At 50.6% G+C, this 26162-nt stretch carries 21 protein-coding genes; 6 read left to right on the plus strand and 15 right to left on the minus strand.

Annotated features, from left to right (window positions below):
* Positions 1-8 precede the first annotated feature (8 nt).
* From argA to ACFQ2T_RS11545, 4 genes are all read right to left on the minus strand, one after another.
* Positions 9-1580, minus strand: a complete 1572-nt coding sequence (gene argA / locus ACFQ2T_RS11530) for an amino-acid N-acetyltransferase (RefSeq protein WP_379034558.1) — start codon at positions 1578-1580, stop codon at positions 9-11.
* 125 nt (positions 1581-1705) lie between these two features.
* Positions 1706-2875, minus strand: a complete 1170-nt coding sequence (gene cfa / locus ACFQ2T_RS11535) for a cyclopropane fatty acyl phospholipid synthase (RefSeq protein WP_379034560.1) — start codon at positions 2873-2875, stop codon at positions 1706-1708.
* Positions 2876-3019: 144 nt separating this feature from the next.
* Complete coding sequence (locus ACFQ2T_RS11540) at positions 3020-3949, minus strand: AEC family transporter (RefSeq protein ID WP_379034562.1); 930 nt, start codon at positions 3947-3949, stop codon at positions 3020-3022.
* A gap of 52 nt (positions 3950-4001) precedes the next feature.
* A complete protein-coding gene (locus ACFQ2T_RS11545) occupies positions 4002-4736 on the minus strand; it encodes a 16S rRNA (uracil(1498)-N(3))-methyltransferase (RefSeq protein ID WP_379034564.1) in 735 nt (244 codons plus the stop codon).
* Positions 4737-4973: 237 nt separating this feature from the next.
* Here ACFQ2T_RS11545 and ACFQ2T_RS11550 point away from each other — a divergent pair, with 237 nt between their 5' ends.
* Positions 4974-5528, plus strand: a complete 555-nt coding sequence (locus tag ACFQ2T_RS11550; protein WP_379034566.1) for a thioredoxin family protein — start codon at positions 4974-4976, stop codon at positions 5526-5528.
* A 293-nt stretch (positions 5529-5821) separates the two neighbouring features.
* Here the strand turns inward: ACFQ2T_RS11550 and ACFQ2T_RS11555 are convergent, their stop codons facing one another.
* The 5 genes from ACFQ2T_RS11555 to ACFQ2T_RS11575 all read right to left on the minus strand — a co-directional run bounded on the left by ACFQ2T_RS11555 (position 5822) and on the right by ACFQ2T_RS11575 (position 15101).
* Positions 5822-7366 carry a PEP-CTERM sorting domain-containing protein gene (locus tag ACFQ2T_RS11555; RefSeq protein ID WP_379034568.1) on the minus strand — a complete coding sequence of 515 codons (1545 nt, stop codon included), beginning with the start codon at positions 7364-7366 and terminating at the stop codon, positions 5822-5824.
* A 210-nt stretch (positions 7367-7576) separates the two neighbouring features.
* Complete coding sequence (locus tag ACFQ2T_RS11560) at positions 7577-9178, minus strand: tetratricopeptide repeat protein (RefSeq protein WP_379034570.1); 1602 nt, start codon at positions 9176-9178, stop codon at positions 7577-7579.
* Between the two features lie 289 nt (positions 9179-9467).
* Positions 9468-11813 carry a hypothetical protein gene (locus tag ACFQ2T_RS11565; protein ID WP_379034572.1) on the minus strand — a complete coding sequence of 782 codons (2346 nt, stop codon included), beginning with the start codon at positions 11811-11813 and terminating at the stop codon, positions 9468-9470.
* Positions 11814-11958: 145 nt separating this feature from the next.
* Positions 11959-13842, minus strand: a complete 1884-nt coding sequence (locus ACFQ2T_RS11570; RefSeq protein ID WP_379034574.1) for a sensor histidine kinase — start codon at positions 13840-13842, stop codon at positions 11959-11961.
* Positions 13839-15101 (minus strand): hypothetical protein, encoded by a 1263-nt coding sequence (locus ACFQ2T_RS11575; protein ID WP_379034576.1) that lies wholly within the window; start codon positions 15099-15101, stop codon positions 13839-13841. The genes ACFQ2T_RS11570 and ACFQ2T_RS11575 overlap by 4 nt, the downstream gene beginning before the upstream one ends.
* A 117-nt stretch (positions 15102-15218) precedes the next feature.
* Here ACFQ2T_RS11575 and ACFQ2T_RS11580 point away from each other — a divergent pair, with 117 nt between their 5' ends.
* Both ACFQ2T_RS11580 and ACFQ2T_RS11585 read left to right on the plus strand, forming a co-directional pair.
* On the plus strand, positions 15219-15851 hold the full coding sequence (locus ACFQ2T_RS11580) for a response regulator (RefSeq protein ID WP_379034578.1): 633 nt from the start codon (positions 15219-15221) through the stop codon (positions 15849-15851).
* 112 nt (positions 15852-15963) lie between these two features.
* On the plus strand, positions 15964-16977 hold the full coding sequence (locus tag ACFQ2T_RS11585) for a Gfo/Idh/MocA family protein (protein WP_379034580.1): 1014 nt from the start codon (positions 15964-15966) through the stop codon (positions 16975-16977).
* Between the two features lie 51 nt (positions 16978-17028).
* Here ACFQ2T_RS11585 and ACFQ2T_RS11590 read toward each other — a convergent pair whose 3' ends face one another.
* Positions 17029-17952, minus strand: a complete 924-nt coding sequence (locus ACFQ2T_RS11590; protein ID WP_379034582.1) for a LysR family transcriptional regulator — start codon at positions 17950-17952, stop codon at positions 17029-17031.
* Positions 17953-18090: 138 nt separating this feature from the next.
* Between ACFQ2T_RS11590 and ACFQ2T_RS11595 the strand changes: the two genes are divergently transcribed.
* Complete coding sequence (locus tag ACFQ2T_RS11595; RefSeq protein WP_379034583.1) at positions 18091-18879, plus strand: SDR family oxidoreductase; 789 nt, start codon at positions 18091-18093, stop codon at positions 18877-18879.
* A 222-nt stretch (positions 18880-19101) separates the two neighbouring features.
* Here the strand turns inward: ACFQ2T_RS11595 and rnk are convergent, their stop codons facing one another.
* Both rnk and ACFQ2T_RS11605 read right to left on the minus strand, forming a co-directional pair.
* The gene (gene rnk / locus ACFQ2T_RS11600) at positions 19102-19461 is read right to left on the minus strand and encodes a nucleoside diphosphate kinase regulator (protein WP_379035163.1); all 360 of its coding nucleotides are present in this window, start codon (positions 19459-19461) and stop codon (positions 19102-19104) included.
* A gap of 188 nt (positions 19462-19649) precedes the next feature.
* The gene (locus ACFQ2T_RS11605; RefSeq protein ID WP_379034584.1) at positions 19650-20555 is read right to left on the minus strand and encodes a LysR family transcriptional regulator; all 906 of its coding nucleotides are present in this window, start codon (positions 20553-20555) and stop codon (positions 19650-19652) included.
* A gap of 76 nt (positions 20556-20631) precedes the next feature.
* On the opposite strand from ACFQ2T_RS11605, the gene ACFQ2T_RS11610 reads away from it, so the two are divergent.
* Entirely contained in the window at positions 20632-21045 is a 414-nt protein-coding gene (locus tag ACFQ2T_RS11610; protein ID WP_379034585.1) for a hypothetical protein, read from the plus strand.
* 178 nt (positions 21046-21223) lie between these two features.
* Here the strand turns inward: ACFQ2T_RS11610 and fae are convergent, their stop codons facing one another.
* Positions 21224-21775, minus strand: coding sequence for a formaldehyde-activating enzyme (fae, locus tag ACFQ2T_RS11615; RefSeq protein WP_055828134.1), 552 nt, complete (start codon positions 21773-21775; stop codon positions 21224-21226).
* A 273-nt stretch (positions 21776-22048) separates the two neighbouring features.
* Here fae and tkt point away from each other — a divergent pair, with 273 nt between their 5' ends.
* A complete protein-coding gene (gene tkt, locus ACFQ2T_RS11620; RefSeq protein WP_379034586.1) occupies positions 22049-24031 on the plus strand; it encodes a transketolase in 1983 nt (660 codons plus the stop codon).
* 195 nt (positions 24032-24226) lie between these two features.
* Here the strand turns inward: tkt and ACFQ2T_RS11625 are convergent, their stop codons facing one another.
* Together ACFQ2T_RS11625 and ACFQ2T_RS11630 are read right to left on the minus strand one after the other, a co-directional pair.
* Entirely contained in the window at positions 24227-25081 is an 855-nt protein-coding gene (locus ACFQ2T_RS11625; RefSeq protein WP_379034587.1) for a transglutaminase family protein, read from the minus strand.
* Between the two features lie 20 nt (positions 25082-25101).
* Complete coding sequence (locus ACFQ2T_RS11630) at positions 25102-25899, minus strand: transglutaminase domain-containing protein (RefSeq protein WP_379034588.1); 798 nt, start codon at positions 25897-25899, stop codon at positions 25102-25104.
* Positions 25900-26162 lie beyond the last annotated feature (263 nt).

Raw genomic sequence — 26162 nt, forward strand, 5'->3', positions numbered from 1 at the left:
AGATGAAGTCAGGTCAGTACCTTCACAAATACTTTGGATTTTCGCTGCAGGTTATACAGTTGTTGCTTTTCCTGCGGTAGTTGATCCACAGTCTGCTCGGTAAAACCGCGTTCTAGGAACCAGTGTTCAGTGCGTGTCGTCAGGCAGAATAAAAACTGGTGGCCCATGGCTTTCGCCTGTTCTTGGCAATAATTAAACAGCTTGTCACCGCGCCCGCCGCCGCGATAGGCCGGGTCAATCGCAAGGCAGGCAAACTCAACCATTTTCTCTGCAGGAAACGGGTACAGCGCTGCGCAGCCGATCACCCGGTTGTCATGTTCCATCACGTAGAAATAGTTGATCTCCATTTCAATACGCTCACGTCCGCGCCGCACCAGTATGCCTTCATTTTCCAGCGGCTCGATCAGCATCAGGATGCCACCGACGTCATCAATATTCGCCTGACGCATGGTTTCCAGCGGCAGCTCGGTAATCATGGTACCTATGCCCTGCCGGGTAAACAGTTCCTGGATAATGGCGCCATCGATATGTCTTGAAATCAGGTGCGTTCTGGCGACGCCATGCTCACAGGCGCGCACGGCAGCGGGCAGGTAGTAATTCACATCTTCCGAGAAGTTGATGGGGTCATCACTCTCCTGCACATTGCGCAGCATATTTTTCGCTTTGGCGGAGGTCATCTCACGCAATAATTCGCCACGCAAGTTATGAATACCCTCAGAGCCCATCAGGAAGATCAGTTTTTCTGCATCCAGGGCAATCGCAGCACTCACCGCCACATCTTCCAGTGTCAGGTTGAATATCTCGCCTGTGGGTGAATAACCCATAGGCGACAGTAGCACCAGTTCGCCATCGTCCAGCCGTTTCTGGATGCCGACCGCATCGATCTTGCGCACTTCACCGGTATGTTGCAGGTCTACGCCATCTCGCACGCCCAATGGTTTGGCGGTGACGAAATTGCCGCTGGCGACACGGATATCGCTGCCTGCCATTGGCGAGTTGGAAATGCCCATGGATAAAAGGGATTCAATTTCAACACGCACAGTCCCATTGGCTTCTTTCACCGCTTCCATCGCTGTGTCATCGGTGATGCGCAGGCCATTGTGCATTTTAGGGATCAGGTGATCCCGCTTAAGTCTATGTTCGATCTGCGGGCGGGCGCCGTGCACCAGCACCAAACGTACTTCCAGGCTGGCTAGCAGGTTCAAGTCATGCGAAAGGGCGATAAACTGTTGTTCGCTGACCACTTCCCCGCCAAAGGCAATCACAAATGTACTGCCGCCAAATGCATGGATGTAAGGCGCAGCAGAACGGAACCAGTGCACGAAGTCTTTGCTGTTGGCGCTGGACAGAATCGCCGGTGGCGTATTGGTCAGGTTGCTTGGTGTTAGATCGGCATCATATAACCGGCCAGGTGTTGTGCTCAACGCTTGTGCAGCAGCGCGTAGCAAGGCATCTGAAATACCAATTTCACCGCGCTCTATGCGCGAGAGATTGCTGGTATCCGTGCCCATGCGCGAAGCGAGCTGCTGCAAGGTTAGATTTTGCGACTTTCGCAAATTTCTGATGTTTGAGCCGATCATGATCTGATTTTATCAATATAATTTGCAAAACAATAAAGTAAATTGGATTTTTATGCAAATTAACTATAAAAAATGACGGCCTAAGCCGTCATGTTAAATGTTACAGAGAGAGGCGAATGATCACATCAGCCTGGTACCGGACGCACCGAGCGGTAAATGCGGTTGCTCTGCCGCTTGCTCAGGACCAGTTGCCACAACTGGCCTTGCCGTGAACGGAAATAGCCTGCGCAACACATCAGGTAGTATTTCCACATACGGTAAAAACTTTCATCATATTTAAACTGCAATTCCGGCCAGGCACGGCTGAATTTATCCCACCACGCCATCAGGGTGCGGTCATAGTCGGGGCCGAAGTTATGCCAGTCTTCAATCAGGAATTTCTTTTCAATCGCCAGGCTGATTTCACTGGCAGAAGGTAACTTGCCGTTGGGGAATATGTAGCGGTCTATCCATGCATCGGTATATAGCGCCGTTTTGTGATTGCCTATGCTGTGCAATAAAAACAAGCCGTTATCTTTCAGCAAGCGATGTACTGTTTCAAAATACACCGGGTAATTTTTTGGCCCCACATGCTCAAACATCCCTACGGATACGATTTTGTCGAATTGCCCTTGCAACTCGCGGTAATCCATTAACTGGATGTCTACAGCCAACCCTGCGCAGCGTTCTCTCGCAATGGTTTGCTGTTCCCTGGAGACAGTAATGCCGACGACATCTACGCCGTAGTTTTGTGCCATATGCCTGGCCAGGCCACCCCAGCCACAACCAATTTCGAGTACGCGCTCACCAGGTTGTAAATCGAGTTTGCGGCAGATCATATCCAGTTTGTGGGCTTGTGCTTCTTCCAGCGTATGCGCATGTTCCCAATAGGCGCAGGAATAACTCATGCTGGAATCCAGCATAGATTCAAACACATCATTGCCGATATCGTAGTGCAGTTGCGCGACCTGGAAGGCGCGGTTAGGCGCCTGGAGATTAAATAACGCATGCCGAAGAATATCGCCCAATAATTGCAGCTTGCCCCAGCCGCCCATTTCTTCATCAATGTCGGCGCGCATCACGCGGGTGAAAAATTCATCCAGCCGGGCGCAGTCCCAGCGGCCTTCAATATAGGCCTGCCCAAAGCCCAGGGTGCCACGGGTCAGTACATCGCGATAGACGGTTTCATCATAGACCTGGATGTCCCAAGGGGCATCGCCGTTGATAGTGATACCAGTCTTGCCTAACAGCTTGACCAGTGTTTCAGGTGGCGCAGGCTGCTGCACCAGGAAATGATTCAATGTAGTTTTTGGCATCGCGGTGAAACTCCTCCAAAACGCATACAAATCACAACGGACTCAGGCAAATATTAAACAAGGGAAGAAAGCCTGAAAACGCGTTATATAACGTATAAAGATTGACCAGCAATGGTGTGATTTGTTCTACCGGCGGAATGGCAATTAATGGGATAGATATTGAAACCACGCCGGCAGCGTGAACATGCTGAGTAGCGTAGTAGAGAATACAGCGGCTGCATATAGCGCGCCATCCAGATGGTAGCGCTCGCAGATGATGACTCCGAATACCATGGTCGGCATGGCGCTTAACAGGGTGATGGCTGTGAGTGTGTGTCCGCCCAGCCCTAACTGCTCTGCCACCAGCATGGCAGTGAGTGGCGCAACCAGCAGGCCGATGATGCAGACCGGTAATAATTTGGGTATAAGTGAAGGTTTGAAAGTATCCCAACGGATGCTCATGCCCAGTGCAATCAGCATCAGCGGTACTACCCCTCCAGCCAGGGTGTGCAGTGCATGGCCTATCATTTCAGGTTGAGGCGTGTGTGTCAGGTTCAGCAGGCAGGCAACCAGCAACGCCCACAGTGGCGGCACGCGCAGCAGTTCCGCGAAAGGATTGGAACGTCCCTCGCTCTTGCCATAGGTTTGAGCCATCAGCATGCCTACCGATAATAAAATGGGTGTACAGGCAAACAGATCGAATTTAAGTACCATTTCCTGTGCCCAGTCACCCAATACTTCGCTGGTCACGGGTAACCCCAGATAGGTGGCATTAGGAAACGTGGCCGCCAGCATTAATGCGCCTTGCTGCGCACGTGAGAGTGGCTGAACGCGGTTGAATAGTTGCAAGGTTAGCCACATTAACCCTGCCGCTGTGGCCAGCCTGGTGATGGCCGTGAGCTGGATACTGAAAGTGTCGGCATCCAGTGGTGCTTGCCACAGGACATCTATGACTAATGCCGGCAGCAAGATATAAAATACCAGGTCTGTCAGCGCGCGCCTATGCGAAGTGGCCGAGATATGGTCTGGCGCGAACCGTTGCCAGGCAATGCCTGCAATGATCAGCAGTGCCATTTGCAGCATCACATTAAACATGGCTATTTCCTTTCATGCGCTGGCGATTTACTTGCAGAAGAATCATCACTATCTAAAAATCGCCCCACAATGTTTGCATGCTGGCAATCGCAGTCACTGCCGCGGTTTCTGTTCTGAGGATTCTTGGCCCGATGACAATCGATTGAAAATGGTGCTGGGAAGCGAGTGCAATTTCGTTGCCACTCAAGCCGCCTTCGGGGCCAATCAACAGGTGAATATGACCGGATGGTTTCTCGAGTTGCGCCAGCCATTTCGCCCCTACCGGATTTAGCAGGATATTCAGGCTGGATTGTGTTTCATGCTGGCCAAACCATTGTGTCAATGTGACTGGCGCATGCACTATCGGCAATAAGGCGCGGCCGCTTTGTTCACAAGCGGCTATCGCCACGCCTTGCCAGTGTTCTACGCGTTTCTCGGCACGGTCACCGCTGAGTTTTGTGACGCAACGTTCAGTGGTCAGCGGGAATATTTCGGTCACGCCCAGCTCGACTGCTTTCTGGATGGTGTAATCCATGCGGTCACCGCTGGAAATGCCTTGTAGCAGACGAATGTTGAGTGGCGACTCATTGCTCACCGCTGTGCGGCTTTGTACTTCCACGTATGCCGCTTTTTTCTCAATATTAGTCAGTGCGCATTGGTAGTCAAAGCCATCACCACAAAACAAATTCAGCGTATCACCGATTTTCAGGCGCATGACGCGTATGGCATGCGCAGCAGCGTTTTCACTGAGTGCAGTGGTTTCGCCAACGGATAGGGGGGCAGGACTGTAAAAACGTAAATTACTCATGCATCACATTGTAACCAAAATGCTAGCGTGCCGACATTCACCGATAGGACTTAATCACGTACCATACTGTTTTGATAGTTAATTGAGGCTGGCGAATGAAGATGGCAAGCATTAGCCCGCCCGTGTGCAATTTTGGCTGCAGCCGCTTCGCTTAACATCGGTTTCACTGAGTTAACCTTCGCCGAAATTGCACAAAGTTATATAGTGACAGTCTAGAAAGTTTTTGAAAGGAATCACATGGCCAGTATCAATCCCCCAGCATGCAATTTTGGCTGGAAAGCCCCTGAATTTAACCTGCCGGATACCAATGGCAAGCTGGTCAGTCTTCAGGAAAGTGTAGGCCCAAAGGGTCTGCTCGTGATGTTCATTTGCAATCACTGCCCTTATGTCAAAGCAATCCTGCCACGCCTGATTGCCGATGTCACTGAGTTGAAAGCCTTAGGTATCAACACAGTCGCCATCATGTCCAACGACCCTTCTGATTACCCGGAAGATAGTCCGGAGAATATGAAAAAGCTGTCTGAAGAACTGGCGCTGCCTTTTCCTTATTTGTTCGATGAAACTCAGCAGGTTGCAAAAACATACGATGCGGTCTGCACGCCGGATTTCTTCGGCTTTAATAAAAACCTCGAGCTGCAATATCGTGGACGATTCGACGAAAGTCGTAAGGACACTGCACCCGAAAGCAGCCGCGATTTATTCAGGGCGATGAAACAGGTGAGTCAAACCGGCCATGGACCGAAAGAACAGGTGCAGAGTATCGGGTGTTCCATTAAGTGGAAGATTGATTAGTCATTATCCGCCTGAGGATAATCCAACAGGTGATCTATTGCGCTAGCGAAATTGCATACACTGCTGCAAACTAAATGAGCTCTCCTGAAGGGTATGCTGTAAAAATTTTGAGGCGTGAGTTAAGCGCTTGGCGTTGGTGTTAAGCGCTTGGCGTTGGTGTTAAGCGCTTGGCGTTGGTGTTAAGCGCGGCGGGTCTGTGAAAAGTTTGCAAGCTTTAAGAAGGCCGCGAGTGCCTGCTCAAAGCTTGCCGGAGGATATTACAATCAGGTTATTGTTATTGTTATTGGTGTTGGTCAGGTGATTTTTTTCATGCGTCCGATCAGTACCAATCCGAAGATCATCAGGCAGTAAATGCTTGGTTCTGGTACGGGCGTCACGGCCCAGCTGGCGACGACTAACAGTTGATTGCTGTAGAAGTTGTTTAATTTCAGCCGGGATGCCGTTTGGTTACCACTTAAATAGAACAACTCATCGTTGTAGACTTCGCCCACATATTGCTCTTCGCCGAGCCGGATCTGGACACCATCATTGTTGCCGCCAATGACGGTCACCCCTTCGGCGGCGCCTTCCAGGAAAGAAATTCTGTCGAAACTGTAAGCAGTGCGCCAGAACGCATAACGGCTGGCAGCATCAAGTTCAATCTCTACCCGCCCGCTGCTGTCGCCTACATAAAACACTGACATGGTAGCGTTATCGAGGCCAATCAGTGAGCCATCAAAAGTGAGTACTGGCGTTGAGCTTATATCTAACGGATTGTTGAGTGCCTGTTCCAGGTCAGTCACAAAGCTGGCGTCAGTAGCGCCATTCAGCATGCTGCGCAGTACCGAAACCTCTGCCGCGACATTCGTGCCGGAAAAGGTTTCTCCGGTAGGCCCGGCGAGGCTGCGACCTAATGCCGGTTCAACGGTTGCCGTCAAATTCCACAACTGTTGTGTCAGGGAGAATCCGGAATTGTAGCTGGTGCCAGGGGCGTTGCCGGTTGCCAGTAAGGTAGCACTGTCGCGAGCCACCGTCAGCAGTTGTTGCGCCTCTTCTAATCCTGGCGTGCGGCTGGCTTGCAGGTTGCTGGCGACTGGCGCATCTGTCCATGTAGCTTTACGTAACAGTTGTATGTCAGCCGCCGCCGCTCCCCAGCGCAGGGCGCCAGTGGTGGCTGAAGTCGCCGCCAGTGCATCTGCTGCATATTGCGTGGTGGTCTTGGCAGTAAAGTTTACATTGACTTGTACGGTGCCGCTCACGTGCAACTGGCCGGAATTGATTGTCACATTGTCAACCAGCGGCTCTACAGTGGCATTGGCTTGTAAATGAATTGGCTGAAACACTGACTGGATATCTGCCAATGCATGTGTGGCTGGCGTGATACTTTTGGGTGTGCTGACTGAAGTATTGCTGTTGCATTTGAGCGAGGTGTTTGTACAAGACCAGTTGGTGTTGAAGGTCAATGCAGCCGGGTCGGCAAGTAAGGTACCGCTGGCGTTGGCGCTGGCATATACCCTTAGCAAATTGCGCGGAGCGTCTGGCAGTGTGTCGACACCTGGATCATTGATAGAAACACTTTGATGTCCGTTTAGTGTGAATATCACATTGCCACCACTGAATGTGCCCAGGCGGTTGGTGAGGAAGCGCGCATTCGCTGTCGTTGCATCAAGCGTCAGGAATTTGTCTATGCCCTGATCAAAGTTAGCCGCTTCATTAAACGACAGCACCATATTGGTTGCGATTTCACTGGCATGAGACATGCTGGACATTAACAGGCTGATGCCTAGCAATGTTGATAAAACCAGTCCGAACTGATTTTTTTGTTGGCCCGTTGGGCGCGTCCATTCTGTGAAATTCATGTTGCCTTCCTCTCTCAAAAGTAGCCATTAGCATTTTTCTAATTTGCTGTAAGACTAACGGATAGTGAAGAAAACGTGCACCCCCAGAACGGGGGGGGGGGAGTATCAATTATGTATGCATTTACTGAAATAACTTCTGAAAATAATGCTAAATCTGGGGTGGCTAATTGCACCCGATGATGATTTCCAAGCGCAAGCGTGCGGCATGATTTAAATATTTGCGTGGTTTTTAATATTATCGAGTAATACTTTTTTCAGGGTTTCATCTTCCAGTCCGCGTACATGTGCATCCCCGTGAGAGAAACGGCTGAATTGCGGGTTCTGGGCAATATCCTGGATCAACTTCTCGCTACCGACAGAAGGCTCAATCACCTTATCCCACAACTCGAGCAATTTTGTCGTTGCTGGCAGGTAGTTCACTGTCCTGGAAAAGCTGCTGGGCAAGGAAGGGGTGACTAAAATAATGGCGGAGCGTGCTCTTTTCAGGGTGTTTCTGTTCGAGAAAAACGTCTTGATGACAGGAATATCCCCCACGATCGGTGTTTTAGATTCCGTATTATCTCCCACTGATTCCGAGAGTCCGCTCAGAATAAGTGTTTCACCAAATTTGATATCTGCTGTGGCGCTGACAGTTTGCTTGAATGTCCCTACCGCTTGTGTAAATGTCCCGGCGTTGGTATCACTGAGAAAGCTTCTGTCGACTTCGAGCTGAAAGCGGGCGCCATCTTCAGTGATGAGCGAGGGCACAATTTTCATGGAGACGCCGACGTTGATTTTTTCGATTTGTGCAGACTGAATACCTGCAACATTGACATTGAGCTGGTCACCAATAAAAAAGCGTGAGGTTTCACCGACAAAAGCGGTTAGGCTTGGCCTGGCAATGGCGTCGTAATAGCGGTCACCACGGTTGAAAATATTCAGGTTGTAAGTCACATCCGGAATGCTGATGCTGCGAGTGATCGTGCGATTGGATGTGTTGATTTCCGGAAATCCGGTTTCGCGGAATTTGGTAGAAGTCAGCGTGCGGTCATAACCAAAAACGGCCTGCAAACCATCTAGCAGATTCACGCCGGTGCGGCTGGTGTTTCTTTTATCCGAGAGTATCAGGGTGACATCTACGGTTAATTGTTGCGCCGCAGCTGCTTTTGCAGGAATGACTCTTCTTTTGATAATGCGGACTTCCTGATCTTCATCTTCATTGAGCGCTAGCTGGGTATATTCATCCACCTGTCTGGTGCGCAGAAGATTTTGCGTTCTGGTTTTAAGCCAGTATTGCTGTTCCTGAGTCACCTGTAACGGCTTCTGGTCAAGCACGGCTGCGAGCTGCTGGCCTTTGCCTTGTGCTGCCAGGGTGAGTGCCAGCATGCGCCAGGCAATGGCTGAATCTGGCTGTAAATGCAATGCACGTTGTGCAGCATATTCTGCAATGGTGAGCCTGCCCGAGAGATAGGCTGCCGCGGCCAGGCCTTCAAATGCATAAGGATTGTCGGGGTCTGCCAGCACTGCAGTTGAAAAAGACTCCATTGCCTGCTGCGCATTTTGCTGTTGCATGGCCACCACCCCTGCCAGGTAGTTGGGCCACATATCCTGGCCGGCAAACTGACGGGAAGCGTTGTAGCCGGAGCTGGCAAGATTCAGCGATTCGGCATCCCCGTGTGAGTGGTAGCTCAGGCCGAGCAGCAAATGCGAGATAGCCGATTTCGGGTCTCCCAGCACCAACTCTTCGGCTAATTTTTTTGCCTGTTCAAATTGTCCGTTTTTAATCGCATCGACAACGGCCAGGCGCCTGGCCTGCAAGGTGTGATCTGTCAAAGCGCTCGATGGCTTGCTGGATTCTGTCGAGCTCGTCTGTAAAGAACTGCAACCAGTCAGGCAGCACAATAGCACAGCCAGAGGAATGTATCGGATTGTAAGAAGAGCCATAAAAAACCTTATGATAAAAAGATATTGAACCCGCACTTTGCCAGTGACTTCTGATGGTGCTGCGCCGCTACTTTTTTGCGGCATCCCACACTTTTGTGCGACATGTGTTTGTTTGCTGCAAACAACACCAATGTTGCGAGGAAGTCATCAGAAAAGGTTGCATATGCAGCCTGTGTGTTTATTTGAATAGTGTTTGTAAGGCGCCTAGTGCCAAGTTGTGGTCTTTACTCAAATTGCGATTGACTGCCACTGCTTTGGTCCTGGAGACGTTGATGCGCGTACCACCTGACGGTACTGGCCCCGGGGCTCCTCCGACAGGACTGCGGGGGTCTTGCGGTTTGGCCGGACCTGTTCTATCTGTTGGGCCTTTGGCCCCGCCATTGCGACGTAGATGCATTTCTTTGACATCCCTGTCTGTCGCTACAACACTTCCTTTACCCAATGGGTTCGGATTGGTTACTCCTGCCCCTCTACGCATATTGAGTGCTTTTTCTGCATTGGATAATTCTTCTGGTGTCAGCAACGTAGGGACGCCACCTTTACCTTCAGGATTAGGGCCTGCAGCACCACCAGAGCGTGCGAGATCCAGTCCACGCTGCTGACGTCTGGCCTCCTGGCTGCCCATCCGGCCGCCAGTGCGTCTGGATAGCTCTGCCGGATCTCCGCCACCGATGTCGAGCGGGTTAGGTGTCGTGCTGGCTTCTTTGCTTTCTTCAGTGGTGGTTTCTGTCTCGGTCTGGTCTGTTGATGTTTGTTCCGCAGGCGGAGGATCCTCCGTCTTGTCATCATCATCATCGTCGTCACTGTCATCGTCCTCTTCTTGATTAGAGGTTGCGTCATTATTACCACTCTGTTGATTGTTGGATGTATCAGATCCCTGCCCGTTACCAGAGGTTGGGGCGGTGGTGGTTTCACCTACGGTTTGCGTCGCAGGTGTCGGATTTCCTTCAGTGTCATATCCCCAAGTGCCCGAAATCGGCGTATGAGAGACACTGACAATGTTGCCGGCTGCATCTTTTGTGACCACAGTAACCGTGCCAGAATAGGTAGTGTCTGAGTTGTAGGTAATATCAACACCTACGTTAGGCATACCTGGCGGGTCATAGTGTTTAGTGGTTGGGCCACTATTGTTATTAGACGAGTTCAGTAACATCTCTCCGGTTGCAACCGTTGTATTCGGATTCGAGGGCGCCGCACCACCAGTGTTTGCAGACGGGTTACTTGCATTGGTATTATTCACCGGTGAGGTGTCTGTTTGCGGTGTTTGAGTGGTGGTCGTGGCAGCCTCTGTACGTACATCAGGCTGCTGCGATGAGGCGGGCAGATTGTCTGCCGTTGCAGGTGCGCCGCTACTGGCGGCCGGCGCGGTACCTGTCGGCGTGCCCGAAGTTGGCCTGCCTGCGCTGGAAGTGCCGCCGCTACCGGCAGCCAGGCGGCTAGAGGCCAGGTCTGCACGATTCGCGCCGCCCACGCCAGTGTTTCTCGTGGCGTCAGTGCCCGTGCCTTGTTTCGCAGTGCCTGCACCACTGGCATTACTGACGCCGCCGCCTACCGCTACTTTGACTTTAGCTGAAACACTACGCCCGGCGGTGGTTGAACCAGCAGCACCCTGGGTGATGGCACTGTTGCCAGGATTGCCAGCCCTGACCTTTGCCCTTTGCTGTGCCAGCAAATCTGCTTTGGCTTTCGCTGCTTTTTTGGCGTCCAGCTCGGCTTGCAGGATTTTTTGCTCTTCGGCCATGCTTGCCAGGCGCGCGTTAAGTGACTCACCTGGTTTTCCTGGTGTGAATCCCTGCCTGTCCAGCACCTTGTGTGCTGCTTTTTCCATGATGGTTCGCGCGTCCTGCCTGGTAGTCACCCCTTGTTGCGCACCTTCCTTAATCGCCTCCACCACCTCTGGCGCATCTGGCTCGGCGCCAAGAAGCTCCAGCGAGCCTTGTATCTCTAGCAAGGACATGAAAACTTCTCTGAATTCGGCTTTTTTATTCCTTGGCACCAGCTTGGCAACATCTTTGCCAAACACGCTCTCGGTTGCTGCTTCACCTACGGTTTCATTGGCGGTGTCTTTTGGATTTTTGCTACGGCTGATGGCATCCACGACGCGGTCACGTACCTTGGCATCAACACCCACCGTATCCAGCTCTCCAGCGGCGTTGGCAATGTCTCTGACCCTATCGATTGCGCTTTCCTTCTTGTCCGGATCTGCCACCTCTTTGACCAGCTTGTCGGCTACGTCCGGTTTCACGCGCAGGTCATTCAAGACATCCCGTGCATTGTCCTGCAATAGTTGAGTTTGTTCCCTTGCAGAGGATTGGTTTCTAGTTTGTTCCTGAATATTTTTATTTTCCGACGCATTACTATTGGCCGCTGCGGAGGACTCAGATTTCCGATTGCTAGCCGTCGCTGGTGTGATGGTGGGCTTTCTGCTGGTGCGCTGAGTCTGCGGTTTGATTTCATCTGCCTGGCTGGCAGGGCTGACTAGAATGCCTGCAAATAGCATGAGCATTAAAAGTGGCTTGGACATCTGAACCCTTTCTTTTTGACAACTTTTGAGCGCCAGGTGCGTGACTAACCCTGTTGCTTGAATCTTAAAAGGAATTTTTGGGCGTGTGACCCCCTTGAACTGGGGGTGTAAGGCATTGAGGGAGACGCCTGCTTTGTTGAATGCGCTAGATTGGCTGACGTGAGATCAGTTGCCACGGCAGATAAAGGCTGAGCTTTAATCCGCCGCTGGCACTGGCTGCGAAGTGGACTTCACCGCCAAGCAATGCGGCACGTTTCTGGATATTGCTTAAACCGCGGCCCGCAGATTTATCGCTGCTTGCCGGCAAGCCGATGCCGTTGTCCTGGATTTCAAGCAGCAAGTGATGATTGGTGGACTGCAAGGCGACAGCCAGCTCTGTGGCCTGCGCATGGCGGATGACATTGGAGGTGGTCTCGCGGATGATGCGGCCCAGATTCAAGGCTTGCGGTTGCGTCAACTGCAAGGTGTCGTCTTCAATCTGGTTGTCCCACAGCAATTGAATCTGCACGTCACCGAGCCGTTTTTCGCACTCAATGCGGTAATCTGCCATGATGTCGTTCAGCGCGCTACTTTCATCGCCAGCACGTGAGACTACGTCGCGCAAATCCTGCAGTGCCGAGCGTGCCAGTTCGGCATTGTTGGGGTTTTGTGCGCGGTAAACCAGTGTCAGCAGTTTGGCGCCCAGGTCGTCGTGCAAATCCTGGTAAATGCGTTCACGCTCTTCCAGCGTCGCTTGCTCCTTCAGGATAGTTTGCAGTTGCTGGAAGTTATCGTTGAGCTCCTGATGTTTGGAAACTACGCGCTGTTCCAGTTCCTGGTTCAGTTGCTCGTAATTATTCAGGGCGCCAACGTAGCGTGAAGTCATCATCAGCCCGACAATCAGGAACAAAACCGGCGCCGAGAACTGCATCAGGTATTCTTCTTCCGTGATCAGCCAGGCGTTGATGCCGGGCACATTGGTATGAATCAGCCAGTCATGAAACGCAAACAGCAGAATGATGCTCAGTGTCATCAGCAATAATCTGGCATCCTTGTTGCGGTCAACAAAGCCGGTTTTTGCCAGTAAGGCCAGGCCGAAAATCACCACCAGCATGGTGACCAGATGCCAGAAATCGGTAGCCAGCATAAAATAGTTGGCAGGCGTCAGCAGTAATGTCACCGGGGCCAGTATGAGTATTGCCCACAGCAACTGATTAAACCGTTTCAGGCGGATACCGACAAAGTCGAGCAGCGAAATCAGCCACAAAGCGGCAATCGCCTGGAAACTGGCATTGACCAGTATCTCCCATAGTGTGGTGGGTATCGGTGCAGTGATAATGTAAAAATTAAGCGATTGCAGCGCCCATACAAAAGCCGCCAGGCCAAACAGGCCATAAGCAGTATCCTGCTTCCTGCGCCACCACAGGCTGAGCATCAGCAGGCCGATACCGACAATCAGCAGGCTGGAAGTCTGGTTAAGCGTGATGCGGATAAACCTGGCTTTCTCATATTCCGGCTGTAGCGTATGCAGCAGGTTGATTTCCGGTGGGTACAACATGCCCTGCGAGTTCTGCGGCGCAATCACGCGGATATACAGCGTGTTGTCTGTGGCCTTCAGCGTGTCGGGCGGAATGGTAAATAGCAGCGGACGGTTCCAGTTACGCGAAACGGGCTCGGTGAATGAGCCGCCGGAACCGATCTTCTTGCCGTTGAGGTAAGCTTCGGCATTCAGGCTCATACGGGAAAGGTATAGGGCGTAAATTTCATATGCATCCAGGCCTTTGTAGTCAAACTGAAAACGGTACCAGCCTGTGCCGAATGCATCCGGGTGGGTCAGCTTCCAGATATCCGGCAAGCTGGTCGATGACCAGGCCGACTGTGCGGATGGCGGTGTTTCACTGTCGCTCAGGACAAATGAGGCCTGGCTTATTTCTATCCCTTGTGACGCCGCAGCTGCATCGTCAGCCAGGGCTGAGTTCAGGCTAAGCAAAAAGCCTGGTAACCAGCCAAGGATGATGATCCAGGAGTGAAATAGGGTGTGCTTTTTCATTTGAACAGGGTGATCACTTGCAGGTATATATCCTGCACATCAACGAAGTTGCGGCCGGCATAGGTATCCTGGAATTCCAGTTTCACGATCACCGGCAAAGGTAGTTTACCTTGCTGCCATGCCTGCACGCCGCTCCAGGTCGCGCTGACACGGTATTGGTCTGCGCGCCGGTCGGTGTAAACCTCCAGCGTGGAAGTGTCCGTTCCCTGACTGGAGTTGTATTCATCGGATTTCTTCTGGAAGCGATGCCAGGTGGTGGCAAGCCGCCAGTTCGACCAGCGATAGCCTAATTCAATATCTGCTTCGTAATAATCACCGAGGTCACGCTCCAGTTTTTGTTTAGTGCTGGCCAGCGCCAATCCCTGGCTGGCCGCTGGAATCCGCATACGGGCTTTGTCTGAAAACTGCCAGTTGTAATCCGCCAGCAAACGCAAATCAAAGTTGGCGCCGAGGTCATAAAAGTATTCTGCCCGCGTGCGGATGTCGGTGCTGCCATCACCTAATGGCGTATCCAGCAAGTTGTCCGGGTCATCTTTTTTTGCCAGGCCCATACGCAATCCAAGCCCGAGAATCAGGCTTTCGCCTGGCGATTTCATGGCACGCCATAATACGCCTAAGGTCGGGTCACTAAAGCCTTCGTTGCGTGTATCTTTAAGTGCTTTGTATTGATAGCCGAAAGCAGGATTGGTCAGGATGTTTTGCACACCCGCAGCTCCCATGGCCGGAATGCCACCACCTGCCGGCGCAAATGGGAAGTTGCCAGGCCCTATAGGCTGGTTGGCATTAAATGCCGGATTAAAGCCTACGTTGCCACCATCGACCGCAAAATTCACCCGCGATTGAGAAATGCCATAAGGGATAATCGCGCCTATAGTCAGGTTGGGCGTCAGGCCATAGCCTATGGTTAAAATACTGATCTGGTTATCGGTTTTGTGGTCAAAACGCGTAGTGCCCAATGAAGCCCCTGGCCCCAGTGCAGCCAGGGCAGGAAACATGCTGGCATCCAGGTTTATATTGTTGAAGCCGCTGCCTATGGGCGACAAATGCCCGCGGTCATCATAACGCGCATCAAAATGATTGTGGCGCTGCTCAAAGCGGATGGCCCAGCTGCTTTCGGGCGCCATGGTATCCAGTGCAAAATAGGATGAAGTGGGTATATTCTCGGTGGCAACCGCATTTGTAGCGGCGATAGACGATGCCCATAACATCAGCCAGGCGGGTGTATGCATTTTCGATACTTGCGATAACAGGTGGGTCATGGTGCCGATTATTTTTGTTGTTGGTATTTTGATCCCCCGCGTTTACGGGAGTGTATTCGTTTTAAATTCGTATATAGTCACTCTAATTTCTTTGAGCACACGCGCATTACTTACCCAATGAAAACTGCATTCATACTTGAAGATACACCGGAGTCACAACTGTGGTTATCAGAAGTATTACACAATAGCTTTGCAGGGGTTGCGATCAGCTCGGCAAATAGTATTGCTCAGGCGATCGCCGTGATTTCTACCAGTGCACCAATTGATATTGCCTTAATAGATTTAAGTCTACCAGATGGCAGCGGTATTACGGTGATTGAATGGTTTAACCGGCATAGTCCGCAGACTATTTGCGTTGTTGCCAGCATTTTTGACGACGATAGGCATATTTTCCCGGCATTACGCGCCGGTGCGCATGGTTATTTGCTGAAAGACCAACCACAGTCTGCGCTGGTGCAGGCATTGAATGGCATTGTCACTGGGCAGCCACCGTTATCCCCGGCGATTGCCAGGAAGTTACTGCGCCACTTCCATGAACCCTACACTGCGCAGCCCCAAGAATTGCTGACAGAGCGCGAAAAAGAAGTGCTGTCGATTATCGCCAAAGGTATGACCATGGCTGAAACCGCCAATATACTCGGCCTCAAGCGTAATACCATTGCCGGTTATGTCAAAGAAATCTACCGCAAATTGAATGTCTCTTCCCGCGCTGAAGCTGCGATCAGTGCCCAGAAAATGGGGCTGATTTAATAGTGTTCAGGCACTAACGCTGGCCCGCGTTTGTCTTCACTTCACGCATGTGAAATATCCCGGCAGTTTTTGCAGGGTATAATCAGACCGATAGAAGACAGGAATATTTATAATGACTACAAAACTCAACTGGGGCATTCTCGGTGCCGCCCGCGTCAATGAGCGCTTACTGCCAGCCATCGTCGAGGCAAAAAATTCACAGCTGGTAGCGATAGGTAGTCGCCGTGCCGGTGCCGCCAAAGCCATACTGGAAAAATATGCACCTGATGCGACTGGCGTCACCTGCTATGACGATATGGATAGCCTGATCAACGACAGCAATGTACATGCATTGTATTGCCCAATGGCGAACGAAGAACATGCTGAGTGGGCGCTGAAAGCAATCAATGCCGGCAAACATATCCTGATTGAAAAGCCGATGACCACCAACCTTGCAGATATAGACAAGATTGAAGCCGCTGCCAAAGCCAAGGGCGTGAAAGTGATGGAAGGTTTTATGTACCGCTTTCATCCGCAGCACGCCAAAATCAAGGAGTTGGTGGATTCCGGTTTGATTGGCGATGTGTTGTCGTGCCGCGCCAGTTTTTCTTTCCTGATGCCGCCTGCCCGTATGTATCGCATCAACCGCAGTATGGCTAAAGGTGGTGGTGCCTTGTGGGACATAGGCCCGTATGCCATCCATGCCTTGCGCTGGTGTTTTGGTGGCGGGGATGCGCCTGCCGAGCCGAGCCACGTCGTCGCTTATGGTAAGTTAAACGAACATGGTGCCGATGTAGTCGCCAGCGGCGTGCTGGACTTCGGGCCGGATGCACAAGGGCGTGCGCGCTATGGACATTTTGATGTGAGCTTCGAGCGCAGCCGCAAAGCCGAATATGAACTGATAGGCGACAAAGGCTGGATCAAGTGCCATAACATGTGGAGTTATCCTGTGGATGATCCGGTGATCAGCTGGGAGGCAGGTGGCAAATCTGAAACCATCGTGCTACCCAAATCCAATCACTTTAACCTCGAAATCGAGCATTTCAGTGACTGTGTGCTTAACGACAAAGCGCCATTGCTGACGTTTGATGATGCCAGGGGTAACTGCAAGGCTATTGAAGCAGTGATCGCCGCTTTAACGAAGTAATCATTACGGGGCTTATGGCCCCGTTCCGCTTCTGGAGATCGCTGTGGTTGCCTAAACTGCCGACCATTTCTCTGAGTATCGTTCAGCGCGAAATTTCTCGACAATAAAATCCACGAATACCCTGGTCTTGGCGGGCATCAGTTTTTTTGCTGCAAAGTACAAAGAAATCACACCGGTTTCCGTATACCAGTCGGGTAGCACCCTGACCAACGCGCCGCTCTCCAGATGGCGTAATGCATGTGGCATAGGCACGTGCGCGATACCCAAACCAGCCATGGCTGCATTGCACAACATTTCAGGGTCATTCAAGGTGACGCGAGGCGTAAGTTCCAAGGTCACTTGTTCGCCTGCAATTGTTTTCAAATGCCAAGGGGTGGGGCGGTTTGTGGTTTGCGAGTAGCGAATAAGCGCATCAAGCTGCGCCAGATCAGCAGGCGTTTTAGGCACGAACTTATTGGCCAGATATTCCGGCGAGCCCACCAACACCAAATGGATTCTGGCCAGTTCCCGCACTACGACACCTGGAGCAATATCAATGCCGCCACCAATGGCAGCATCAAATCCTTCCCCAATTAAATCGACCTGCCGGTTATCAAAGCGCCAGTCAGGTTTAATCGCTGGGAACTCTCTCAGAAACTGCCCCAGTAAAGGCAGGATATGGTCGCGTCCAAATGCCATCGCCATGCCCACCTTCAGTGTGCCGGCTGGCTGCCCGGCGACAGTGCTGGTGTTGGCAATGGCGGATTGTATGGCGTCCAAGCCGCCAGTCACTTGCGCCAGAAATTGTTCCCCGGCTTCGGTCAGGGTAAGGCTGCGCGTACTGCGATGAAACAACCTTACCCCTAAATCTGATTCCAGTTTCGCCACATTCTTGCTCACGCCACCGGGCGTCAGGCGGAGTCTGCGTGCTGCGGCGGAAAAGCTGCCGAGTTCGGCACTGCGGACAAATGATTCGATGCTGCTGAGTGTTTCCATGATGACAGTCCATTTTGATTTTATTTTATACCTTTAGTATAAAGTATTTATATTTATTGGTGACTAATTGTAATTGAATTGAAAGCGCATACTGCACTCGTCGTTGCAATACATCTTTCATTCATTAAGGAGTTCATCATGACCAATGCTACAAATAAAACCTATCAACGCCTTGCCGGTAAAGTCGCCATTGTAACTGGCGCCAGTTCAGGCATAGGCCGTACCACTGCCAAATTATTCGCCCAACATGGTGCGAAAGTTGTCGTTGCCGCACGCCGTGAATCAGAATTGGCAACCCTGGTGGCTGAAATTATTGCTGATGGTGGTGAAGCGATTGCATTCGCCGGTGACGTACAATCCGAAGCCTTTAACCAGTCGCTGGTGGCGCTGGCAGTCAACAGCTTCGGCAAGCTGGATATCGCTTTTAATAATGCGGGCACCTTAGGCGAAACTGGCCCAACGCACGAAGTGTCGCAGCAAGGCTGGAACAATACCCTGGCTATTAATTTGACCAGTGCTTTCCTAGGCGCCAAATACCAGGTTCCGGAAATGGCTAAACAAGGGGGCGGTTCCATTATTTTCACCTCAACCTTTGTCGGCTATAGTGCAGCGTTCCCTGAGTTCGCAGCCTACGCGGCAAGTAAGGCCGGGTTGATTGGTTTAACCCAGGCGCTGGCAACTGAATATGGTCCTAAAGGTGTGCGGGTGAATGCCGTATTGCCAGGCGCAGTCGATACCGATATGTATCGTGAAAAAAACAATACGGCCGAGGCGCAGGCGTTTCTTACCGGCATGCACGCACTGAAACGTGTCGGTAAGCCAGAAGAAATCGCGCAGTCTGTGTTGTACCTTGCTTCAGATGATGCTTCGTTTGTGACCGGTACGGCTTCGCTGGTGGATGGTGGTTTATCTGTGAATAGAACTTAAGTATTCGCCAGGTTGCAAGTATCCAATCAATAAATGGAAGTCGCTGAGGGAAAAGTAGTAGGTGGGTTTAAAAAGTTGTTTTGGGTGCATAAGTGCACCCAAAACCTCTGGCACTAAGTCTCTATACTGTATGTATGACCTGCAAAATGACGCAATCTGATATGTTAAAGTTAGACAATCATGTCACTTAGAGGACATGGATTATTGAGAAAACCAAGATGATCAAGGCGCATGAATAACATTCATCACTTTCAGTCTTCGTGATTCCCCATTCGGGAATGGCCAGTCAATTTCCTGCCCCACTTTCAAGCCTAGTAATGCCGTACCCACTGGTGAAAATACGGAAATCTTTCCGGCTTTGATATCTGCCTCCAGCGGAAAACATAACTCTATGTCTCTGCTGAGACCGGTACTATGATCCAGGTAAGTGACTCGTGAATTCATTATCACAACATCACCAGGGACTTGGTCCGCAGAGACCACAATCGCTTTACCCAGCTCATCTCGCAGTAACCCTTGATCTGAGAGCATGGATAAGCGCGCATAGTCCTGATCCGACAGTATTAAATTTTCAGATTCCATATTTTTCAACCACAAAAACCTTGTTATTCATCCTTGAAAGCAAGCTGGGAGAATAATATGTAAAGGGTCAAAAAATAAGCCTGTTCAGGTGAATATCACTGTTTCCCATAGAGCTACAATATCCATAGCTTATTCATATCTAAGAAATGCTTCGAGATCGAGGTTGAGCGCTAGCATTCTGGATTTATTTACTCTTTATCCCAATAAGGTTCTGCGCCGAACCGCTCAGACAGATAGTCAATAAAGACACGGGTTTTAAGTGGCAGATTCCGCTTGGGCATAAACATCGCGTAAACGTGTTGCTCTATCGGCAGGTATTCAGACAATACAGATTTCAGGCGCTTTGCTTGCAGGTCTTTACCAATAATAAAAGTCGGTAATAAGGCTAGACCAAAGCCACCTAATACCACTTGCGATAATGCTTCATCATCATTGATACGCAACCTGCCAGACACATTCACTGTCACCGCACCTTCGGGTCCGTTAAAGCGCCACAGGCCTTTATCTCCTGAATGGATGTAATCCAAACAGTTATGGTTGACTAAATCTTGCGGGATGGCAGGTACGCCGTGGTTTTCAAAGTATGTTGGGGTGGCACACAGCTTTCGTCGAATAGGCGCTAATTTCCTGGCGACCAGGCTTTGCGGCAAATCTTTTGTAATGGAAATCACAACGTCGTAGCCTTCCTCAGTCAAGTCCACTGCGCGATCTGTAATCGTCATATCGATTTTCAGTTGCGGATAGCGGTGCATGAACTCACCGATGGCAGGCGCGATATGTAAGGTGCCAAACGCCACAGAGGCTGCGACTTTAAGCACGCCTCTGGGTTGCGCATTCAGGCTTTCGATCATTTGATGCGCTTCTTCAGCTTCATTACTAATACGGGTGCAATAGTCATAAAAGCTGGTACCAATTTCGGTCAGGCTCAGATGGCGGGTGCTGCGATTAAGTAAGCTGGCACCTAATGCAAGTTCTAGTTTGGCCACCCCTTTACTCACTGAAGATTTGGTCATACCCATCTTCCGAGCTGCCGCTGAGAAGCTTTGCTCACTGACCACATTAGCAAAAATAATCATTAAATTTAGATCATACATCGCTTGATTGTATCCCATATGGAAACAGTTATATGCGGTTTGCAGGACTAATTTTATGTATGGAAATGTATAAGATATGACTTGGATCAATTCTTATAGTGAAGAAAAACCAGGGGGATGGGCCATGTATAAAACATATGCCGATACTAAAATATTTGTCATTACTTATCTTGTTTTTTTGTTACCAATTTCCTTTTTAACTTATTCAGGCATGGTCAAAAACAGCCTGTCTCTAAGCACGCTGAACATGCCTTCTATACTCTATGTTTTATCTATGATGGGTATTTGGGGAATTTGTTTGATCAGGGGGCATTTAATCGGCAAACATTGGCTGGTGCTGATTCCTACCATATCTTTTGTGTTCAATTTGACGCCAACGCTGAGTGCGATCACATCCGTGCCTTATGTATATCATTTATTGGCAATCTCATTGGGCGTCGCTTGCCCGCTTGTAGCGGAAGGCCATTCAGGCACTTACGAGATGAGATGAATTAAGGTTCTTGATCTGAATGTAGGGCAAATGCAATGGCTGGGCTGGTTGCACAGATCCAATCTGCAAACCAGATACCACGGTGCAGGGGGTGAGTGCAGGCTTATCTTTTAGGGTATGCCTGCACTAGAACCGAGCAACGCGCACAGCCCGAGCAACGCACACAGCCATAGATGAATTAGATTTTGTTGTCTAAACCCATCTGGTAATACTTATGCACAATCTTTTCCTGGTTCTCCAGCAGCCAGTCTATGCTGGGCTCATTGCGCAGGGCTTTCTGGATCGCCTTGAAAGTCGCTTCACGGTGAATATCAAATAAGGCTTTATGGTCGATTTTGTCCTGTTCAAGAATCGCCGGGCTTAACCAGACCGACACGATAATGCCCAGGTCATTGGCTTTCTCTTTCGGGATATCGCCGCTACGCACCGCATCCAGCACGCCATTGGCAATCGCGCCTTGCACGGTGCCCATCAGAATATTGGTATAGCGCGGGTCTTTGACCGTCACCTTGCTTACCATCAAGGTCGCCGGGCGCACCATGATATCGGTATTCATGATCGCCAGCACGCGGGTGTGACCCTTGACCTGGTCACCGAGCAGGTTGGCAAAAGCAGTGCCCATAGGGCCATTCATTTCGCCAATCGCGACTTCCGGTTCCGCTGCGGTTCCCGGTGGGCCGCCGGCGACCAGGGCTTCACCAACACGCATAATGATTCTATCGTCAGACATTTAAAAACTCCTTTGTGATCAATACGTTTTTTACATGGTAGGGGAAAACGCCAGGCATGGCTATCGCAGACGGGCGCTTTATCAGGTTTTAGATTTCAGTGCTACCTTTGCCAGCTACAATTAAATGGCTTTAACCCTTGATGAAAAACGGGTTCTAAGGAATAATCTACCCTTTCCGTAAAAGGGCCGGTTTCTCGCCCTTTTTAAAGAATTCAATCAAGGTTTTGCAGCTTTTTGTGTAAGACCGCTCTTATTTTCATTTGGGAGAAAACAATGGCAACACGTGTCGACTTGTGCAACGCTATCCGTGCTTTGAGCATGGATGCTGTACAAAAAGCAAACTCCGGTCACCCAGGCGCACCTATGGGCATGGCGGAGATCGCTGAAGTGGTTTGGAACCACAATTTGAGCCACAATCCTACAAATCCACAATGGGCTAACCGTGACCGCTTCGTGTTGTCAAACGGCCATGGCTCAATGCTGATTTATTCCTTGCTGCACCTGACCGGCTACGATTTGGGTATCGAAGATATCAAGACTTTCCGTCAACTGCACTCACGCTGTGCTGGTCACCCAGAATTCGGCTACGCACCAGGCATTGAAACAACCACAGGTCCACTGGGCCAGGGTATTGCTAACGGTGTTGGTTTCGCCATGGCAGAAAAACTGCTGGCTGACCAGTTCAACAAGCCAGGCCACGACATCGTTGACCACTACACATACGTGTTCCTGGGCGACGGTTGTATGATGGAAGGCGTTTCTCACGAAGCTTGTGCTTTGGCTGGTACCTGGGGCCTGGGCAAACTGATGGCATTCTGGGATGACAACGGTATCTCTATCGATGGTCACATCGAAGGCTGGTACACAGATGACACAGCAGGCCGCTTTAAATCATACGGCTGGCACGTTGTTTCAGTAGATGGTCACGACCAGGCTGCAATCCAAAAAGCGATTGACGAAGCTAAATCAGTGACTGACAAACCATCATTGATCTGCTGTAAAACAATCATTGGTAAAGGTTCACCAAACAAGTCTGGTTCACATGACTGCCACGGTTCTGCATTAGGTGACGCTGAAGTTGCTGCGACACGTGCTGAAATCGGCTGGGCACATGAGCCATTCGTGATTCCTGCCGACGTATACGAAGGCTGGGACCAAAAAGTGAAAGGTGCTGCCAGAGAATCTAGCTGGAATGAAAAATTCGCAGCTTACGAAAAAGCATTCCCGGCAGAAGCTGCAGAATTCAAACGCCGTACGGCTAACGAATTGCCAGCTAACTGGAAAGCAGAAACAGACAAGATCATCGCTGCAGTGAACGAAAAAGCGGAAGGCAATGCTTCCCGTAAAGCTTCACAAAACGCGATTGGCGCTTTGGCTCCATTGTTGCCAGAGTTCCTGGGCGGTTCAGCTGACTTGACAGGTTCTAACCTGACTTCAACTGGCAGCTTCGTTCACGTTGATGCGAAAAAACCAGGTAACTACATCTCTTACGGTGTACGTGAATTCGGTATGGCTGCGATCATGAACGGTATTGCACTGCACGGTGGCTTGCTGCCATTCGGCGGTACTTTCCACATGTTCTCTGACTACATGAAAAACGGCATGCGTATGTCTGCGTTGATGCATCAACGTGTGATCTACGTGCTGACCCATGACTCTATCGGTCAAGGCGAAGATGGCCCGACTCACCAACCAGTTGAAAACACTTCCGGTCTGCGTTACATCCCTCGTATGGATGTATGGCGTCCAGGTTCAGCGACAGAAACTACCGTAGCATGGGTAGCTGCCGTTGAGCATACTGATGGACCAACCAGCCTGGTACTGAGCCGTCAGAACCTGGCAGGTATCAAGCACGAAGCATCACAACTCGAGGCGATCCGTAAGGGTGGCTACGTGTTCTCTGATGTTGCTGGTGCACAAGTGATCATCATCGCTAACGGTTCCGAGCTGGATCTGGCTGTGAAAGCCGCTGCTGAACTGAATGCTGCCGGTACTAAAGTGCGTGTGGTTTCCATGCCATCTACTAACGTATTCGACCGTCAAGACCAGGCTTACAAAGACAGCGTTCTGACCCCAGGCGTTGTTCGCGTTGCTGTTGAAGCTGCTCACCCGGACTTCTGGCGTAAATATGTAGGTTTAGAAGGTGCTGTTGTCGGTATCGACACATTCGGTGAGTCTGCTCCTGGCGGCGCACTGATGAAGCACTTCGGTTTCACGGTAGAGAACGTTGTAGCTACTGTTAAATCTGTACTGTAATACAAGACAGATTGACCGAATAAAAACCGCCTCCTTGTGAGGCGGTTTTTTTATGTCGCTTGATTGCCGCTAGGCAGGCATCAAGTATTTGAAATTGAAGTCAGCACCAAGCACACCCAAATCAGCAGGTTGTGTGATTATCAGTACCTGTCATTGCAGATAAATGTAGCAAAACCAGCAATCACCAACCACTTATCAAAGTAAATTCACTTGCACATTTACCTGCAGTATAGGCGCCACATTGGGGCCGATAAAACTGCCAGCCACCGGAGGAACCGCTTCCGGATCGCGGGCTACCGCCACGGCGATATGGTGTGTTCCTGTGACCAGGCCCGAGGTCGGGTCAAAGCCTTTCCAGCCAGTGCCCGGCAAATATACTTCTGCCCAGGCATGTGTGGTGGCGTTGCCTGCCTCGGTGGCAGGTGCGTGCAGATAACCACTGACAAACCGGCTGGCCAGCCCCAGATGACGGCAAGCCTCAATAAACAGCGTGGCATAATCCCGGCATGAACCGCTGCCATACTGCAAGGTGGTAGCGGGGGTTTGCACGCCCGGTGCCTCACGTGCCTGATAACGGAATTGTGTATAAATCGCCTGATTCAAGGTAGTTAGCAACTCAAAAGTATTCCGCTGGCCATTGAGCAACCCAAGTTGCAGAAGCCATTCATGAACGCGAGACTCGTCTTGCGCAAAACCCAGGCGCTGAAAAGCTGCCAGATCGGCCCATTCGGCTTCCGCATAAGAAAATGGATAGTTCACCGCATAGCTCTCCATCCAGAAATCAAGCGGCGCCTCTTCATAATGTTGTATTACCACCTCGCTGGTGATAGTCAGCCTGTCGCTAGGCTGCAAAAAGTTGACAGTCGCCAACGAATTATCGAACACATCACGAGACCATCGGATCTGATAGGCCGGCGATATGTTAAGGATAGAAGATTCGATACGCAGATCGTGACCTTCACGCGGACGTATCAGCAATCGATGTTGTTGCAGCGTCACCGGGGAAGAAAAAACATACTCGGTAAGATGTTTGATTCTAAGGCGTTTCAAGGTATCTACATCCGGTCACGTTAACCAGGCGCCTCCGGAAGTTGGGTCATGCGTACTGTCATCTCTTCAGGATACAATGCCGGGCCAAACTGGGTAAAAATAGCGACATCGGCAGCATCGTGCCCATAAGCGACGGTCACACGCCCCCCTCGAGGAGAAGGTTGAGTTGGGTCAAAGGTGTACCATCTGCCATTCACATAAGCCTCAAACCAAGCATGGAAATCCATGGGATGAAGTTCATACAAAAACCCAACCACCATCCGCGCAGGAATACACAGGCCACGACATAGGGCGATACCCAGGTGCGCCAGTTCGCGGCATACGCCTTCCCGCTCCTGGTTCACCTCAAACGCAGATAGCTGATAGTGCGGAGAGTCTGTGTTGTAGCGAATGTTTTCCCTAATCCATTGCTCAATTGCCATCACCTGGTCATAGCCGGGCTGCACATTCGCAACTATCTGCTGGCCCAGATCAAGCAATTTGTCGGACTCGCAATAACGCGAAGGCAACAGGTAGGTGAGCACTTCATCCGGCAGATTTTGCACATCATTAAAGGGGGCACCGGGTGCGGTATCTATCCCATCCGTCGTTAAAATATCCGCAGAGGTGCTAATTTGAAACTTGCCTACCGGTGCCATCAGCCGCTGGCAAAGATTGCCATAAACATCGGTATATTCCATTACAGGCACACTGGGAGTCAGCGTATAAGACTGTCGCGCTACCCATTGCTGCACACCGCTACGGGGACGCAACATCAAAATAAACGGGGTAGGGATACTGACATTAAATGTGATGTCACATTCAGTACGTAGCCACATCGTGTGATCCTTATGTGGTGTATTCATTATGGTCTATTCATTTTTATTTTTAGCCTGTTGTGATAAATGCTGTGCATCGTTTTTTTCAAGTGTATTGAGTCGCCCATTCTTCTCAATACCGTATTATCAGGATCCAGCCGTACTTTTGCCTTCACCTGGATAACCTTCATCTGGATAAACTGCTCATGACCTTTACATGACGCGCATACGATTCAAAAGTTCGCTTGATTTGCAAGACTTGCCCCGTTTTTTGCATTTAATGG

Source organism: Methylophilus flavus, from assembly GCF_042678905.1.
GTDB classification, from domain to species: Bacteria; Pseudomonadota; Gammaproteobacteria; order Burkholderiales; family Methylophilaceae; genus Methylophilus; species Methylophilus flavus.

What these genes read in the sequence shown, in the direction of transcription:
- argA (WP_379034558.1), bottom strand. Translation starts at nt 1,580, where the DNA reads ATGATCGGCTCAAACATCAGAAATTTGCGAAAGTCGCAAAATCTAACC.
- cfa (WP_379034560.1), bottom strand. Translation starts at nt 2,875, where the DNA reads ATGCCAAAAACTACATTGAATCATTTCCTGGTGCAGCAGCCTGCGCCA.
- ACFQ2T_RS11540 (WP_379034562.1), bottom strand. Translation starts at nt 3,949, where the DNA reads ATGTTTAATGTGATGCTGCAAATGGCACTGCTGATCATTGCAGGCATT.
- ACFQ2T_RS11545 (WP_379034564.1), bottom strand. Translation starts at nt 4,736, where the DNA reads ATGAGTAATTTACGTTTTTACAGTCCTGCCCCCCTATCCGTTGGCGAA.
- ACFQ2T_RS11550 (WP_379034566.1), top strand. Translation starts at nt 4,974, where the DNA reads ATGGCCAGTATCAATCCCCCAGCATGCAATTTTGGCTGGAAAGCCCCT.
- ACFQ2T_RS11555 (WP_379034568.1), bottom strand. Translation starts at nt 7,366, where the DNA reads ATGAATTTCACAGAATGGACGCGCCCAACGGGCCAACAAAAAAATCAG.
- ACFQ2T_RS11565 (WP_379034572.1), bottom strand. Translation starts at nt 11,813, where the DNA reads ATGTCCAAGCCACTTTTAATGCTCATGCTATTTGCAGGCATTCTAGTC.
- ACFQ2T_RS11570 (WP_379034574.1), bottom strand. Translation starts at nt 13,842, where the DNA reads ATGAAAAAGCACACCCTATTTCACTCCTGGATCATCATCCTTGGCTGG.
- ACFQ2T_RS11575 (WP_379034576.1), bottom strand. Translation starts at nt 15,101, where the DNA reads ATGACCCACCTGTTATCGCAAGTATCGAAAATGCATACACCCGCCTGG.
- ACFQ2T_RS11580 (WP_379034578.1), top strand. Translation starts at nt 15,219, where the DNA reads ATGAAAACTGCATTCATACTTGAAGATACACCGGAGTCACAACTGTGG.
- ACFQ2T_RS11585 (WP_379034580.1), top strand. Translation starts at nt 15,964, where the DNA reads ATGACTACAAAACTCAACTGGGGCATTCTCGGTGCCGCCCGCGTCAAT.
- ACFQ2T_RS11590 (WP_379034582.1), bottom strand. Translation starts at nt 17,952, where the DNA reads ATGGAAACACTCAGCAGCATCGAATCATTTGTCCGCAGTGCCGAACTC.
- ACFQ2T_RS11595 (WP_379034583.1), top strand. Translation starts at nt 18,091, where the DNA reads ATGACCAATGCTACAAATAAAACCTATCAACGCCTTGCCGGTAAAGTC.
- rnk (WP_379035163.1), bottom strand. Translation starts at nt 19,461, where the DNA reads ATGGAATCTGAAAATTTAATACTGTCGGATCAGGACTATGCGCGCTTA.
- ACFQ2T_RS11605 (WP_379034584.1), bottom strand. Translation starts at nt 20,555, where the DNA reads ATGTATGATCTAAATTTAATGATTATTTTTGCTAATGTGGTCAGTGAG.
- ACFQ2T_RS11610 (WP_379034585.1), top strand. Translation starts at nt 20,632, where the DNA reads ATGACTTGGATCAATTCTTATAGTGAAGAAAAACCAGGGGGATGGGCC.
- fae (WP_055828134.1), bottom strand. Translation starts at nt 21,775, where the DNA reads ATGTCTGACGATAGAATCATTATGCGTGTTGGTGAAGCCCTGGTCGCC.
- tkt (WP_379034586.1), top strand. Translation starts at nt 22,049, where the DNA reads ATGGCAACACGTGTCGACTTGTGCAACGCTATCCGTGCTTTGAGCATG.
- ACFQ2T_RS11630 (WP_379034588.1), bottom strand. Translation starts at nt 25,899, where the DNA reads ATGTGGCTACGTACTGAATGTGACATCACATTTAATGTCAGTATCCCT.